The sequence below is a fragment of the Christiangramia echinicola DSM 19838 genome (assembly GCF_000423065.1).
Lineage (GTDB): Bacteria > Bacteroidota > Bacteroidia > Flavobacteriales > Flavobacteriaceae > Christiangramia > Christiangramia echinicola.
Genome location: NZ_AUHG01000010.1, coordinates 805,405 through 820,433 on the forward strand (window position 1 = coordinate 805,405; position 15,029 = coordinate 820,433).

The 15,029-nt window shown below is 37.3% G+C and carries 13 protein-coding genes; 5 read left to right on the top strand and 8 right to left on the bottom strand.

All coding sequences use genetic code 11. The annotated features are described in order from the left end of the window. Positions 1–45: 45 nt before the first annotated feature. The 4 genes from G530_RS0104280 to pyrH form a co-directional block, all read right to left on the bottom strand. Entirely contained in the window at positions 46–2,460 is a 2,415-nt protein-coding gene (locus G530_RS0104280; protein WP_026933353.1) for an efflux RND transporter permease subunit, read from the bottom strand. Between the two features lie 75 nt (positions 2,461–2,535). Then, positions 2,536–4,992: a DUF5686 family protein gene (locus G530_RS0104285; protein WP_026933354.1), complete on the bottom strand. Its 2,457-nt coding sequence runs from the start codon at positions 4,990–4,992 to the stop codon at positions 2,536–2,538. A gap of 101 nt (positions 4,993–5,093) precedes the next feature. Further along, the gene (gene frr / locus G530_RS0104290; protein WP_026933355.1) at positions 5,094–5,645 is read right to left on the bottom strand and encodes a ribosome recycling factor; all 552 of its coding nucleotides are present in this window, start codon (positions 5,643–5,645) and stop codon (positions 5,094–5,096) included. Between the two features lie 26 nt (positions 5,646–5,671). Beyond that, positions 5,672–6,379: a UMP kinase gene (gene pyrH / locus G530_RS0104295; protein WP_026933356.1), complete on the bottom strand. Its 708-nt coding sequence runs from the start codon at positions 6,377–6,379 to the stop codon at positions 5,672–5,674. Positions 6,380–6,577: 198 nt separating this feature from the next. Between pyrH and G530_RS0104300 the strand changes: the two genes are divergently transcribed. Beyond that, on the top strand, positions 6,578–7,270 hold the full coding sequence (locus tag G530_RS0104300; RefSeq protein WP_026933357.1) for a zinc metallopeptidase: 693 nt from the start codon (positions 6,578–6,580) through the stop codon (positions 7,268–7,270). 53 nt (positions 7,271–7,323) lie between these two features. Here the strand turns inward: G530_RS0104300 and G530_RS0104305 are convergent, their stop codons facing one another. Both G530_RS0104305 and G530_RS0104310 read right to left on the bottom strand, forming a co-directional pair. After that, positions 7,324–7,794, bottom strand: a complete 471-nt coding sequence (locus tag G530_RS0104305) for an Lrp/AsnC ligand binding domain-containing protein (RefSeq protein ID WP_026933358.1) — start codon at positions 7,792–7,794, stop codon at positions 7,324–7,326. A gap of 49 nt (positions 7,795–7,843) precedes the next feature. Next, on the bottom strand, positions 7,844–9,217 hold the full coding sequence (locus tag G530_RS0104310) for a saccharopine dehydrogenase family protein (RefSeq protein ID WP_026933359.1): 1,374 nt from the start codon (positions 9,215–9,217) through the stop codon (positions 7,844–7,846). A gap of 68 nt (positions 9,218–9,285) precedes the next feature. On the opposite strand from G530_RS0104310, the gene G530_RS0104315 reads away from it, so the two are divergent. Both G530_RS0104315 and pckA read left to right on the top strand, forming a co-directional pair. After that, positions 9,286–9,675, top strand: a complete 390-nt coding sequence (locus tag G530_RS0104315; RefSeq protein ID WP_026933360.1) for a DUF423 domain-containing protein — start codon at positions 9,286–9,288, stop codon at positions 9,673–9,675. Positions 9,676–9,753: 78 nt separating this feature from the next. Then, positions 9,754–11,352 (top strand): phosphoenolpyruvate carboxykinase (ATP), encoded by a 1,599-nt coding sequence (pckA, locus tag G530_RS0104320; RefSeq protein WP_026933361.1) that lies wholly within the window; start codon positions 9,754–9,756, stop codon positions 11,350–11,352. 74 nt (positions 11,353–11,426) lie between these two features. Here the strand turns inward: pckA and G530_RS0104325 are convergent, their stop codons facing one another. After that, a complete protein-coding gene (locus tag G530_RS0104325) occupies positions 11,427–12,173 on the bottom strand; it encodes a uroporphyrinogen-III synthase (RefSeq protein ID WP_026933362.1) in 747 nt (248 codons plus the stop codon). Positions 12,174–12,197: 24 nt separating this feature from the next. Then, positions 12,198–12,851 carry a DUF4271 domain-containing protein gene (locus G530_RS0104330; RefSeq protein WP_026933363.1) on the bottom strand — a complete coding sequence of 218 codons (654 nt, stop codon included), beginning with the start codon at positions 12,849–12,851 and terminating at the stop codon, positions 12,198–12,200. Between the two features lie 103 nt (positions 12,852–12,954). Between G530_RS0104330 and G530_RS0104335 the strand changes: the two genes are divergently transcribed. Further along, complete coding sequence (locus tag G530_RS0104335) at positions 12,955–13,686, top strand: polyprenol monophosphomannose synthase (protein WP_026933364.1); 732 nt, start codon at positions 12,955–12,957, stop codon at positions 13,684–13,686. Further along, positions 13,686–15,029: a dihydroorotase gene (locus G530_RS0104340; RefSeq protein WP_026933365.1), complete on the top strand. Its 1,344-nt coding sequence runs from the start codon at positions 13,686–13,688 to the stop codon at positions 15,027–15,029. The genes G530_RS0104335 and G530_RS0104340 overlap by 1 nt, the downstream gene beginning before the upstream one ends.

Below are 15,029 nucleotides of genomic sequence, written 5' to 3' on the forward strand. Positions count from 1 at the left end.
AGTTTTTCGCCTGAAGCTTAGCAAGCAGGCTGTTTTATTAACATTTTAATTCTTTTCGTCTTCAGTTCTAAAGTCATTTTCATCCTCATCGGTTTCAATAATCTTCATTGCTGGTTCTTTTAAAACTTCCTTATTAGCAATACTTCTTTCCAGGGAAAGAAGTAATGATGGTAATAAAAGCAGGTTGGCCAGCATCGCAAAAAGTAAGGTTGCAGATACTAAGCCGCCGAGTGCTACGGTACCTCCAAAACTACTGATCATAAATACTGAAAATCCGAAAAAGAGTACAATAGAAGTATAGAACATACTTACACCTGTTTCTCTTAATGCCGCATAAACCGAACGTTTTATTTTCCAGTCATTGGCTTTTAATTCCTGACGGTATTTAGCAAGGAAATGTATGGTGTCATCTACCGAAATTCCAAAAGCTATACTAAATACAAGGATTGTTGAAGGTTTTATTGGTACCCCGATAAATCCCATGACACCTGCTGTTACCAGTAACGGTAAAAGGTTAGGAACTAAAGAAATGATTATCATCCTAAAACTTCTAAACATCCAGGCCATTAATATTGCGATTAAAAAAATAGCCAGGCCAAGTGAAATTATAAGGTTTCTTACCAGGTAATTTGTCCCCTTCTGAAATAGCAATGCTTTACCGGTAAGTGATACATTATATCTGTCTTCCGGGAAGATCTTTTTTATCTGAGGAAGAAGATCATTTTCTATCTCTTCCATTTTCTCCGTTCCAACATCCTTCATAAAGGTGGTTATACGGGCAAATTGACCTGTAGAATCTACATAAGACTGCATTAATCCATCACTAGATGATAGACTTTTTGCATATGGCATAATGAAGTTTCGCTCCTGTGAAGATGGAAGTTGATAATACTTGGGGTTTCCGTTATAATATGCCTGTTTCGAATATTTTGCCAGCCGGTTTACCGAAAGTGGTTTGGATAATTCAGGAATATCCTGGATAAATTGTTCGAGTTCATCCATCCTTTTTAAGGTGGAAAGTTTCATCACACCTTGAGGCCTTTTAGTATCAATAAGTATCTCCAACGGCATCACCCCGTCAAACTCACTTTCGAAGAATTTCACATCCTTGAAGAAAGTAGTATTCTTAGGCATATCTTCCAGAATGCTTCCTGAAATTTTAATAGTGTAGATGCCAATTATACTTGCTATTAACAGGACAATAGAGGAAATATAGATAGCGATCCTATGATTTCTAACCATATTTTCTGTCCAATTCGTAAAACCACCTATCCAGCGTTTTGTAAGATGTTTTAAATGCCTGTCCTTTGGAGGTCTTAGGTAACTATAGATCACCGGGATAATCAATAGACTTAGAATGAAAATGGCGATTATATTGATGGAAGCTACAACTCCAAATTCTCTTAGTAGCTGACTATCTGTTAGTATAAAAGTGGCAAAACCTGAAGCTGTTGTTAGGTTGGTCATTAAAGTTGCATTACCAACCTTGGTGATCACCCTTTGTAAAGATTTCGCCTGGTTACCATGTTTCTGGATCTCTTGTTGATATTTATTGATCAGGAAAATACAGTTCGGGATTCCAATTACAATAATAAGTGGGGGAATCAAAGCAGTTAAGATCGTGATCTCATAATGCAACAAGCCTATAACTCCAAAAGCCCACATTACTCCAATACATACCGTGAACATAGAAATTAGAGTGGCTCTGATAGATCTAAAAAAGAAAAAGAAGATAATTGAGGTAACGATCAAGGCAGCTAATATGAATAAACCTATTTCGTCAACGATATTTTGGGCGTTCAGGGTTCGTATATACGGCATGCCCGAAACCCGAACATCTATACCGTGATCTTCTTCAAATTCTTCTATTAAAGGATCTAGTTCTTCCAGCACAAAGATCTTTCTGGCCTTAGTGTTCACCAGGTCTTTATTGAGATATATTGCAGATTGGATAGTGTTGGAATGAGAACTATAAACAAGATTCTCGTAGAAAGGCAATTCTGTGAAAAGCTTGTTTTCGAATTCTTTTAATTGAGTGCTGTCTGGATCTTTGCTTTCCAGAACAGGTACCATTTCAAATCTTTGAGGATCCTCAAATTTTTTGAGTTCCTTCAGGCTTGCAGGCGATATAATGTGATCTACTTCTGGATAGGAAGTAATTTTTTTAGTAAGCTCGTTCCATGCCTTAAACTTTTCCGGAGTGAAAAGTGCTGAGTCCTGTACGCCTAATAATATAAGGTTTCCTTCCTCCCCAAATTTATCCAGAAAATCATTATAGCTAACATTCACCGGATGATCATCGGGCATTAGGTTCGCTTCGGTATACGAAAAACGCATATTCTTCCACTGCGTGGAAAGCAGGAAAGTAGCGATCGCGATCAAGACAATGATTATGATCCTGTTTCTAAGTATAAGGCGGGCTATGGAATTCCAAAATCCAAAGCTGAATATCTTATGCATGGCTTTGCTTTAGCGGCGCAAAGTTAGAAAAAGCAAGTTTAATTAGTTCGCATTAACCGATTAATCTTCCGATTATTAAAGCTGAAGTTGTAAAGTGAATTTAAAAGCAAAATTATCCTTGAATCCAGCCAGGTGATATGCTCCATATCTATAGGCGGTTCCTAGTCCAAAACCTGCAAAGATCTTATTTAATTCTAATCCAGCTTCAGAATACCCATGATTTAAGGTATTGAACGATATGTTTTGGTGTTTACTCTGATTATCAAAATCACCAATAGCATATCTGGAAATAAAAACCAGTTCCGGTTGAAAGCTATCCGAGATCAAAAAGGGTCTTAATTGATGTCTTATATGCAGACTGGCCTGCCTTTCACTAAAAAACTCGTTGAAGAACATAGTCTCGAAACTGTTTCTCCCAGCAACTGAGAATCTTCTTAAAACACCTTCTCTCGTCGGGTTATTAGGATTAGCATGAAAAGCGTGGGTAAGCGGAAGGTCTCCTATTCCTATATTTCCTTCCAGAATAAATTCTGTCCTGGACCTGTCTAATCGGTTAATTTCATGTTCGGCCTTTAATCCTATTCTGGTAAAATTGAAATCACCTCCCAGCGTTGAAAAAGATTGTTCAATTTGCCCTGTGAATTGCGGGAAATTCTTTTCGAGTAGAATATTACTTTCGGGAGTATTTAAAAATCTTGAAAATGGTCTCCATAGAAATGAAATAGTGAGCGAGGCAAGATCGTAATCTTCGTATTCGGTCCCTGCATTAAGAAAACTATATTCTTTAATTTGCCAGATCTCTTCCCGGGCGAGTTGTAATTCGGTCTCCAGTTTGGGAGTGATCCTGTGCTCAAGACTGGTAGCGTATTTTTTATAATTATAGAAAAAATTGATGTTCACAAACCTGGGTTCGAGTATAGAAAACGTATTCTGACCTTTTAAGTAATGGAAAGATGCTGTTTCCTGAATATCTCTCGAAAATGTAAAATTCAGGTTTGTCCCATTTTTCTTATTCAAATATATTTGGGTGCCAATACCGTATTTAAGAACTTCATCTTTAAATCCATAAGTGGAATATCCATTCAAATTAAAATTATCTGAAAGCCGATCATTGGTTCTTCCACCGAAACCAAGACGAATTCCTTCATAATTATTGAACTTGAAAACCTTGCTTAGATCTACATCCCAGAATTTAATAGGGTAAGAGCCAGAAGCCATGGCTTTTTTTATTTGGATCTTGCGTTCTACATCACCAGCCAGGATAAGGCTGTCAACCTTTCTTTTTGTGGCTTCATCTCTTTGACTGTAATCTATCTTTCTATTACTTTGCCAGAATTCAGAGTCTTTGGTAGTGACATTCTCATCAACATCAATCTCGGCTCCTGGATTTTCAATTTTTCCATTATAATCAAGATCTGTATCGTAGATCTGTGTTACCGAATTCAGGTAAAGATTCCTGGAAATTTCTTCTGTTCCAAAAATTGTATTTAAGACACCTTTCTTTTGCTGAACAGCGCCCACCTTAATGGTTCCGCCAAATACGGCAATTTCTTTACCTCCAGAACCCGGTCTTATTTTAGTAGTTTGTTGGGAAGGAAACCAAAGACCTTTGTCGGGATAGTATTCATAATTATGATCTACCTCTAATTTTATAGCTCCAAGCAATTGAGCCTTTGCCTTCTGGATCGCAAGGCTGGTTGTGTCTAGGTATAATATACCCTCAAGGCCTGCTACAACCCTTTCGCGCTTTGGTTTGAAATAAACCATAAATGCTGGTCTTTCAGTTGCCGTGGTATCAAGGATCTTATACTCGTAATTTTTTAAGGCATTATTGGCTAATGGGCCGGCATATTCGGTTTTGTAAAGCTTGTAATTGCGTTTATAGAGAGATAATGGATGCAATTGCATTGCCAGGACATTATATACCGGTTCTTTGAAGCCGGCAGTTTGTAGGCCCAGAACCTGTTCTTTTCTGCCTTTTCTCTTAGTGTAATAATGTTCTGATACTTTTTCTGAAAGGTAGGCCCTGCCTTCATTGATAATGGTTTGCATTGCGGCAGAGGTTGAATCTGCAGTCATTTCAATATTGCCGAACTCATTATCTATGATGAATTTTGAATAGGACCTATATTTAAAGCCATTCAGAACTTTTTCGGGATCGTTCTGCTCACGATTTTTTATTGCTTTTTCTATTAAAACTACTGCAGGATCCCTGCCATCAGATATAAGAACAGTCTCCAATTGTTCATACACAGGGGTCATTCCTACTTGTAAATACCTGGTGTCTTTACTTACCTGAATATTCAAAGTCTTAAAACCAACATAAGAAACCTTAATACTATCAACCTCATTTTTTAGCCTGAGTTCAAAACTGCCGTCAATATTAGTTAGGATCTGCGCACCATTTTCAGTTTGAATTTCGGCATAAGCCAAAGGTTCTTTAGTGTTTCGGTTAATAACCCTACCTGGAATTGTTTGAGCGAATAGACCACAACCTAATATTAAAAAAAAAGTTAGTAGGGTATATCGCATAAAGCTGGGGTTGACTTATCTATAAAAAGTAAAAAAAATGCCGGATCAAATCTGAGGTTTGTTCAGATCCAAGCCGGCAAACTTATGTTGTTTGTTGACCATTATACGGTCATGATCTCTGTTTCTTTAACAGCAAGAATCTTTTCAATTCTTTCAATGTAGGTATTGGTTAATTCCTGAACATCATCTTCAGAACTCTTTAAAAGATCTTCAGAAATATCCTGTTTCTTTAATTCCTGCATCGCCTGTTTTCTATCATTTCTTACCCCAACCTTAGCATCTTCAGCTTCGGCTTTTGCCTGTTTTGTAAGTTGCTTTCTTCTTTCCTCTGTAAGCGGCGGTACGTTAATGATCACGCTTTCACCATTATTCATAGGGTTGAAACCTAGATTAGCCATCATGATACCTTTTTCAATTTCGTGGATAAGGCTTTTTTCGAATGGCTGGATAGAAAGTGTTCTAGCATCTGGGGTATTCACATTTGCAACTTGCTGAAGAGGAGTCTGTGCTCCATAATATTCAACCATTACACTCCCCAGCATGTTTGGACTGGCTTTTCCGGCACGTATATTTGAAAGTTGTTTTTTAAGATGCGAAATGGCATTTTCCATTCCTTCTTTTGCTCCTTCTAGAATAAATTCAACTTCATCCATTTTAATAGTAGTTTACAATTTCAGATTTATAAGTTCACTTTTGTTCCAACACGTTCTCCTGTTGCTACCTTTAAAAGGTTTCCCGGTTTGTTCATGTCGAACACAATTATAGGTAATTCGTTTTCCTGGCTTAATGTGAAAGCTGTAGTATCCATAACTTTCAGGCCTTTTTTAATTACATCTTCAAATGTAATGAAATCGAATTTAGTTGCTTCTTTGTCTTTTTCAGGATCTGAAGTATAGATACCATCAACACGTGTTCCTTTGAGGATCACGTCTGCCTTGATTTCTATCGCTCTAAGAACTGCTGCAGAATCTGTGGTGAAATATGGATTACCAGTACCTCCACCAAAGATCACGACTCTTCCTTTTTCAAGATGTCTTATAGCCTTACGACGTATAAAAGGCTCTGCTACTTCATTGATCTTAATTGCTGACTGTAGCCTGGTTTGAATATCGGCATCTTCAAGGGCGCTCTGTAAAGCAAGACCGTTTATCACGGTTGCAAGCATTCCCATATGGTCACCTTGCACTCTGTCCATCCCCCGGCTTGCTCCCGCAACACCTCTAAAAATGTTTCCTCCACCAATTACTATTGCCAGTTCAACACCTTTGTCAACTACCGATTTTATTTCTGCCGCATATTCTGCCAACCTCTCGGGATCAATGCCATATTGGCGGTTTCCCATCAAAGCTTCTCCAGATAGTTTTAAAAGTATTCTTTCGTATTGCATAGCTGATTTTTATTAATCGTTGCAAATATAGCTAATATCTGAATTTGTGAAATATAAAGCCATTATTTTGAAAAGGATTAGGATGCTTTTAATAGAAATTAACGTGTGACAGGTTGTTATTGGTTGTAGTATAAAAGTTTCTGTGGCCAGATTTTTGATATATTTGATGTTCAAAAAACAAGATAAAACTTTAAACCTATGATGGGATATTATATAATAGCAGGATTAATTTTTCTGGTAAGCATGTTCGTGAGTAACAGGCTTAAAAGTAAATTTAAGAAATACTCTAGAGTTCATTTACAGAATGGAATGAGCGGTAAGGAGATCGCTGAAAAAATGCTTAGAGATAATGGGATTAATGATGTAAAGGTAATCTCGACTCCGGGAATGCTTTCAGATCATTATAATCCTTCTAAGAAAACCGTGAATTTAAGTGAGGGCGTTTACTCACAGAGAAATGCCGCAGCCGCAGCTGTTGCTGCTCACGAATGTGGTCACGCAGTGCAACATGCTAAGGCTTATAGCTGGTTGCAAATGAGAAGTAAGCTGGTGCCGGTGGTTAGCGTTGCGTCTAAATTTTCGCAATGGGCGATCTTTGGTGGGCTTATTCTTATGACGATGGTTGGAGTAGGAGTAGGAAAGACCGTTCTTCTTATTGGTATAATTATGTATGCTGCAGGTACCTTATTCAGCTTTATCACCTTGCCGGTAGAATATGATGCGAGTAAAAGAGCTTTAGTGTGGTTAGAAACTGAAAATATGCTTACGAATGCAGAGCATGATGCTGCTGAAGATTCATTAAAATGGGCTGCAAGAACATATGTTGTAGCTGCCGTTGGATCTCTTGCCACCTTGCTTTATTTTGTGAGCCTGTATATGGGAAGAGATTAATTCGAAGAAAGAAAAACAAAAAAAAGCTGCCTGTTTAGGGCAGCTTTTTTTGTTTAAATCTTGATCTGCCGATCTATTTGCTGATTCAGTGAGATAAAAGTTTCTGTTCTGGAAACTCCGTCTATCGCCTGAATGTTCTTATTCAATACATGCATTAGATGTTCATTATCCCGGCACAGGATCTTCAGGAATATGGACCAGTTTCCTGTGGTATAATGACATTCTATTACTTCGGGTATTTCACTGAGTTGCTTTACAGCCTGTGGGTTGCTAACCGCTTTGTCTAGGTAGACCCCAACAAAAGCCATTGTTTTATACCCAAGAAGCCTGGCGTCCAGCATCATTTTAGAGCCTTCTATCAAGCCAGATTTCTCCAGTTTCCTCAACCGTTGATGTACTGCAGCTCCAGTTATACCTATATTTTTAGCAATTTCAAGAATAGGTTTTTTAGCATCTTTCATTAAGAAATTGAGAATGGTTTTATCAATTCCGTCCAGCTTTACATTATCATTCACTACCTTCATAGATTATTTTTTTGGTTGTAAAGCTAAAATACAAAAATGCTTGTCAATCTTAATTGCCAACCTCTCCAAATGGGTTATATCCAAGATATTCTGTCTCTTTCTCTTTAAATATAATACCCTGTTCTTCCAGTTTACTTAATATGGGTTCATAAACCTCTTTTCTAATAGGTAATTGCACGCCAGGAGTTTTAATTTCACCATTCAGGATCATTATGGTTGCCATTGCAACCGGTAAGCCAACAGTTTTGGCCATGGCAGTTTTAGACTGATCTTCCCCAATGCTTACCATCGTAGAATCAATTTGAAATTTATCGCCATTTAATTCATATCCAAACTTGTGGTACATCACGATCATATCTTTATCATCATGAGAAAGAGACCATTTGTCCATCAGGATCTTTTGCAATGCCTGCGCAGGAGTCGCATTTTTAATTCCTATTTTCTTATTTGGGTTAAATAAATCGAGTTCAATGAGTTTATCCCACATGATATCATCCTGATCTATTTTAAGATTGTGCCTTACCTTTAATTCTACCGAATCGCTTGGCGAATAAGGGAGGAATGAATTTATGAAATCCCGATAGCTCATTTCTTCTGTATTCTTCATTTCAAAACTATCGTCGGTCATTCCTAGTTGCACGAACATGTTCCAGGCTCGGCTAAAACCAACCTTTCTTATGGTCCCTCTATATAAGGTAAGAGCATTTTCCAGTCCGTAGATGCTTTGATACTTCAGGGAGTTCCTATTAGCATAACCTTCAAATCTTCCGTGACCTTCGATCTCTAGAAATTCGGTTCTTCTAAACAAACGGTGATAGGGAATATATTTATATTTTCCTTCCTGGATGAATTCGGCTACCCCACCCTGACCTGCTACAACCACATTTCTAGGGTTCCAGGTGAATTTATAATTCCATAGATTATTATCACTTTCAGGAGCAACAAGTCCACCGGTGAAGGATTCAAAAAGCAGCATTTTTCCGCCTTTATCTCTTATCCGGTCTATCACTTGCATGGCACTCATGTGGTCAATCCCAGGATCAACCCCGATCTCGTTCATAAAGACCAGGCCTTTCGATTTCACCTCCTCATCAAGTGCTTTCATTTCATCACTTATATAAGAGGCGGTAACCATGTTCTTTCCAAACTTCAGGCAATCCTTTGCAACTTCTATATGGAATCTCGCCGGGAGCATGGATATGATAATATCAGCTTTTTTGATGGCAGGCTCTCTACTTTCCGCATTAAAAACATCTAGTTCAAATGCTTCACATTTCTCGTGATTATTGCATGCTTTCCTGGCATTCTCAATATCTAAATCTCCAATTCGTAAAAAGAGGTCTTCACTATCGGCCTGTTTTAGCAGGTAATTAATAAGGACAGAAGTAGATTTTCCTGCTCCAATAATTAAAATTTCTCGCATAAATTAAGTTAGTTTTGTGTAGTTGTTGACGAATGTATTAAAACTTTGAGTTAAATAAAATTGAAAGTATGAACAGAAGATTTTTAATAGCCGGTGCGATGTTTGGATTAACAGCAGTTATTTTAGGTGCCTTTGCAGCACACGGTTTAAAAGGAGCTATTTCGGCTGAATCTTTGAATTCCTTTGAAACTGGTGTTCGTTTTCAAATGTATCATGCCTTTCTTTTATTGATCCTGGGAGGATATGATTTTCTTTCTCATAAAAACATCAACTGGATCTTTTATTTAATTTGTTCGGGGATTTTACTCTTTTCAGGATCTATTTATTTATTGTCTACCGGAACTATCTTCAGTATAAATTTCAAACCTATAGCATTATTAACACCTCTGGGTGGAAGTCTTTTAATAATTGGCTGGATCATATTACTCCTGAATTTCATAAAGTTAAAAAAGAAATAAATTGATTCTGTTTTACATTTTATCTACTTAAGATTTTTACTTTTGTACGCCTAAACAAACAACAGAATTGATTTTTTTATGGTCGATAACACCCAAATTACGAAAACGATTTCGTTAGAGGATTACGGGATCAAAAATGCCACGGTACACTATCAACTATCTCCACAGGAACTTCACGAAGAAACTTTAAGACTTGGTCAGGGAGTTGAAAGCTCGTTCGGGGCTTTAGCGGTTAACACTGGTCAGTTTACAGGAAGGTCTCCCAAAGATAGGTTCATCGTAAAAGATGAGGTTACAAAAGATAGAGTATGGTGGGGGGATATTAATATTCCATTTGATCCGGAAAAGTTCGATAAATTATACGCAAAGGTAGTAGACTATCTTGGCGGTAAAGAGATCTACGCAAGGGATGCCTATGCCTGTGCAGACGATAGTTATCGTTTGAATATTCGCGTGATCAATGAATATCCGTGGTCTAACCTTTTTGCTTTTAATATGTTTCTTCGTGCTGAAGACGATCAACTTGATGGTTTTAAAGAAGATTGGTTAATTGTAAATGCCCCTGGATTTAAAGCAGATCCAGAAGTGGACGGAACACGTCAGGAAAATTTTGCCATTTTAAATTTCAGTAAAAAGATCGCTTTAATAGGTGGAACCGGTTATACCGGCGAGATCAAGAAAGGAATCTTTTCTGCTTTGAATTTTGTTTTACCTGTATATAAGAACACTTTACCAATGCACTGCTCGGCGAACGTTGGTGAAGATGGAGATACGGCGATATTCTTTGGTTTATCTGGAACAGGTAAAACTACCTTGTCTGCAGATCCTGAAAGGAGACTTATAGGAGATGATGAGCATGGGTGGACCGCAGAGAATACGATCTTTAATTTTGAAGGTGGATGCTATGCAAAAGTTATAAATCTTTCTGAAGAGAACGAACCGGATATCTATCGAGCGATCAAGCCTGGAGCTATTCTGGAAAATGTAGTTCTTAACGAAAAAGGGGAGGTAGACTTTGAAAACACGAGTATTACTCAAAATACAAGGGTAAGTTATCCAATACACCATATCAATAATATCCAGGAACCATCTTCCGGGGAGAATCCTAAAAATATATTTTTCTTAACCGCAGATGCCTTTGGAGTATTGCCTCCAATAAGCAAGCTTACTCCAGGGCAGGCCGCGTACCACTTTATTAGTGGTTATACGGCTAAAGTTGCCGGAACCGAGGCAGGAGTAGATGAACCGGTACCAAGTTTTTCAGCTTGTTTCGGAGCTCCATTTATGCCGCTTCATCCTACAGAATATGCAGAAATGCTTAGTAAGAAAATGAAGGCTGCAGATGTAAATGTATGGCTTGTAAATACAGGTTGGACAGGCGGGCCTTTTGGTGTAGGTAGCCGGATGAAATTGAAGTATACACGTGAGATGATAAGCTCTGCATTAGAAGGTAAACTGGAAAATGTGGAATTTGAGAAGCATGAGATCTTCGGTTTACAGATGCCGAAAACTTGTGAGGGAGTTCCTTCTGAAGTTTTAAATCCCAAAAATACCTGGAACGATACTGCAGCTTATGATCGTAAGGCAAAAGAATTATCTAATTTCTTCAGAAAGAACTTCAGTAAGTTCGAGGAATATGCAAATGAAGAAATTATGAAAGGTGCCCCAATCGAGTAGTTTTAAATTGTTAGTTGAAAAAAAATCCGGTCAGTGACCGGATTTTTTATTTTATAGAAAAAGTAAATAGATTATTACTTTTTGTTTACTTCGGTTATGTATTTATTGATCGCCATGGTCATACTTGGAGTTTCTGGCGTTGGTGCTTTGATATTGCAAACCAGACCATGCTCTTTAGCCGCTTTGATCGTGGTGTTTCCAAATACAGCAATCCTTGTATCATTTTGTTTGAAGTCCGGGAAGTTCTCGAATAGAGATTTAATACCACTAGGACTAAAGAAAACAAGAATATCATAAGTAACATCTTTCAGGTGAGAAAGATCACTAACCACGGTTCTGTAAAAAACAGCCTTTTTCCATTCTACACCTAGTTTGTTCAAAGTCTTAGGGACATCTGGCTTCAGCATATCTGAAGACGGTAGAAGGAATTTCTCGTTCTTATATTTTTTGATAAGAGGAGCCAGTTCAGCAAAAGTTCTTTTGCCAACATAGATCTTCCTTTTACGATACACTACATATTTTTGTAAATAATAGGCTACGGCTTCACTTAAACAAAAATATTTTAAAGTATCTGGTACCTTAAATCTCATTTCTTCGGCAATTCTAAAGAAATGATCAACAGCATTACGACTAGTAAGAATTATTGCTGTATGATTAGTAAGATCAACTTTTTGTTGCCTTACTTCCTTAGAAGGAACTCCTTCAACATGAATAAAAGGGATGAAATCAATTTTAACTTTTTGCTTTTCCTCTAACTCAAAATAAGGTGAATTTTCTACCTTAGGTTCAGGCTGAGAAACCAAAATTGTTTTCACTTTCATATATTAAACTTTATTAGTTCTTCTTTAGTTTGTAATTAACTTATACAAAATTAAATAAGGGGCTATTTCAAGAGCGCAAAGGTACAAAATAAAATAAAACCAATTGGCGCTAAGCACACTTTGATTTCTTCTGTATATGACAATCAGGCCAATAGCGTTAGCAATTATTGCAGAACCGCCTATTAATCCTATTATCAGTGCTGTAGGGTGGAAAGCGTAAATTAAAAATAATGAGGCAAATAAAAGAAATATCGAGATGAAATTTCTATAACTGAATTTTTGGAAAATATAATAATCCATTTTATCGTCGATTTCGAAGATGTTACCTATAATTTTTTCAATTCCTGCCTTTATTAGTATTAGGCAAAAGTAGGCTGTAAATATTCTAATGAAAATAATTAGAGGAGAGGTTTCAATTTCCCAAAAATACCGATATATAATATATAAAAAGATGGAGACCGAAATCGCCTGGAGCCCAAGTAATAAAATGTTAAAAGCATGAAAAGCCTTATTCTCTTTTCCTTTAAAGGCTATAAATTTGCCCGAGTTCAGTAGAGAGATAAATTCTTCAAAACGTTGGGGAAACAATATTTTCGCCAGGACCAGGAGAATAAAACATGCCAGGAAAAGGAACGTGATCCAATCCTGATATTCATAAATTCTCTCAGTTGCCTGCATGAAGTATAATTTTTACAAATGTAAAATTTTGACCCTTATTCCAGCGGCTGAACATAAAGATTTGAAGTTTTAATTTGCATACATTTGTGCAAAATATTTTGGAATGGTGAATGGGATAATTATTATACCCACCTTTAATGAAATAGAAAATATAGAGCGCATTATTAGGAATGTGTTCTCGCAAAGGCGTAAGTTTCATATACTGGTTGTAGATGATAATTCTCCAGATGGAACTGCTACAAGGGTTAGAACTTTGCAAGCAGAATTTCCGGAGCGCCTGTTCCTTGAAGAAAGACTTGGTAAACAAGGATTGGGTACAGCTTATATCCATGGTTTTAAATGGGCTCTGATAAAACAGTATGAATACATTTTTGAAATGGATGCTGATTTCTCCCATAATCCAAACGATCTAATTAGGCTGTATAATACCTGTAAAAGGGATGGAGCAGATGTCGCGATAGGCTCCAGGTATATTACCGGAGTAAATGTGATTAACTGGCCCATGAATAGGGTTTTAATGTCCTGGCTTGCATCCAGATATGTTCGTTTTATAACAGGAATGGACATTCAAGATACAACAGCAGGATTTGTTTGTTATAAAAGAGAAGTGCTGGAAGCAATAGATCTGGATAGAATTCAGTTTATAGGTTATGCATTCCAGATAGAGATGAAATTCAAGGCTCATCTTTTAAAATATAAAATTATGGAGGTTCCGGTAATATTCACAGATAGAACCCGCGGAACTTCTAAAATGAGCGGCTCTATTATTTCTGAAGCCGTGTTTGGGGTAATAAAAATGAAGCTTAAAAGTCTGTTTAACAGGAAAAAGGTCTAATGAAAAAGGTTTTAATAAAGAACGCGAAAATTGTTAACGAAGGTAAGATTACAGATGGGGATGTATTCGTTGAGGATGGTATTATAGTTGAAATTGCAGAAAGCATCAGCGCCAAATCTCCAGACGTAAATATTTTTGATGCCGAGGGCACTTATTTGTTGCCAGGTCTTATAGATGATCAGGTGCATTTTAGAGAGCCGGGGCTAACCCACAAAGAATCTATAGAAACCGGTTCCAGGGCGGCTGTGGCAGGAGGAATAACTTCCTTTATAGAAATGCCAAATACGCTTCCCCAAACCACAACGGTGGAGGAGTTGGAGAAGAAGTTCGAAATCGCTTCTGAAACCTCTTACGCCAATTATTCATTTATGTTCGGGGGAACTAACGATAACTTAAGTGAGATTGAAAAGATAGATCCTAAGAACGTTGCTGCATTAAAATTGTTTCTTGGATCGTCTACTGGTAACATGCTGGTTGATGATGAAAAAGTACTTGAGCAGATCTTTAAAAAATCTCCTGTTTTGATCGCGGCTCATTGTGAAGATGAAGCAACTATTAAAAAGAACCTTGAAGAGTGTATAGAAAGGTATGGAGATGATATTCCAATTGAACTTCATCCAAAAATAAGAAGTGCTGAAGCTTGTTATAAATCGTCTTCTAAGGCTGTAGCCTTAGCGAAAAAAACAGGCGCCAGATTACACGTTTTTCATGTTTCAACAGCAAAAGAATTAAGCCTGTTTAGCAATAAAAAAGCTTTAAAAGATAAAAAGATAACCGCAGAAGTTTGCATTCATCACCTTTGGTTCAATGATTCAGATTATGCGAAAAAAGGAACCATGATCAAGTGGAATCCTGCAGTTAAGACCAAAAAAGATCAGGAGGCTTTGTTGGAAGCTCTAAATGATAATAGACTTGACGTGCTGGCTACAGACCATGCGCCGCACACTAAAGAAGAGAAGAAAAATGTTTACACAAAGGCACCAAGTGGAGGGCCTTTAGTTCAGCATGCATTACCTGCATTGCTACAAATGCATCACCAGGGAAAAATCACTCTGGAGAAGATTGTAGAAAAAGCCTGTCATAATCCTGCTATTTTATTTCAGGTAGAAAAGAGAGGATTTATACGTGAAGGGTATAAGGCCGACTTGGTTTTAGTGGATCTAAATTCACCTTGGGCTGTACAACCAGATAATATCTATTCAAAATGTCAATGGTCGCCATTTGAGGGAACTACCTTCAAATCAAGAATCACACACACTTTTGTGAATGGAAGACTGGTTTATAAGAACTTTAAACATACTCCATTTACCCAAAACGCTGAAAGATTAAGTTTTGACCGTTAA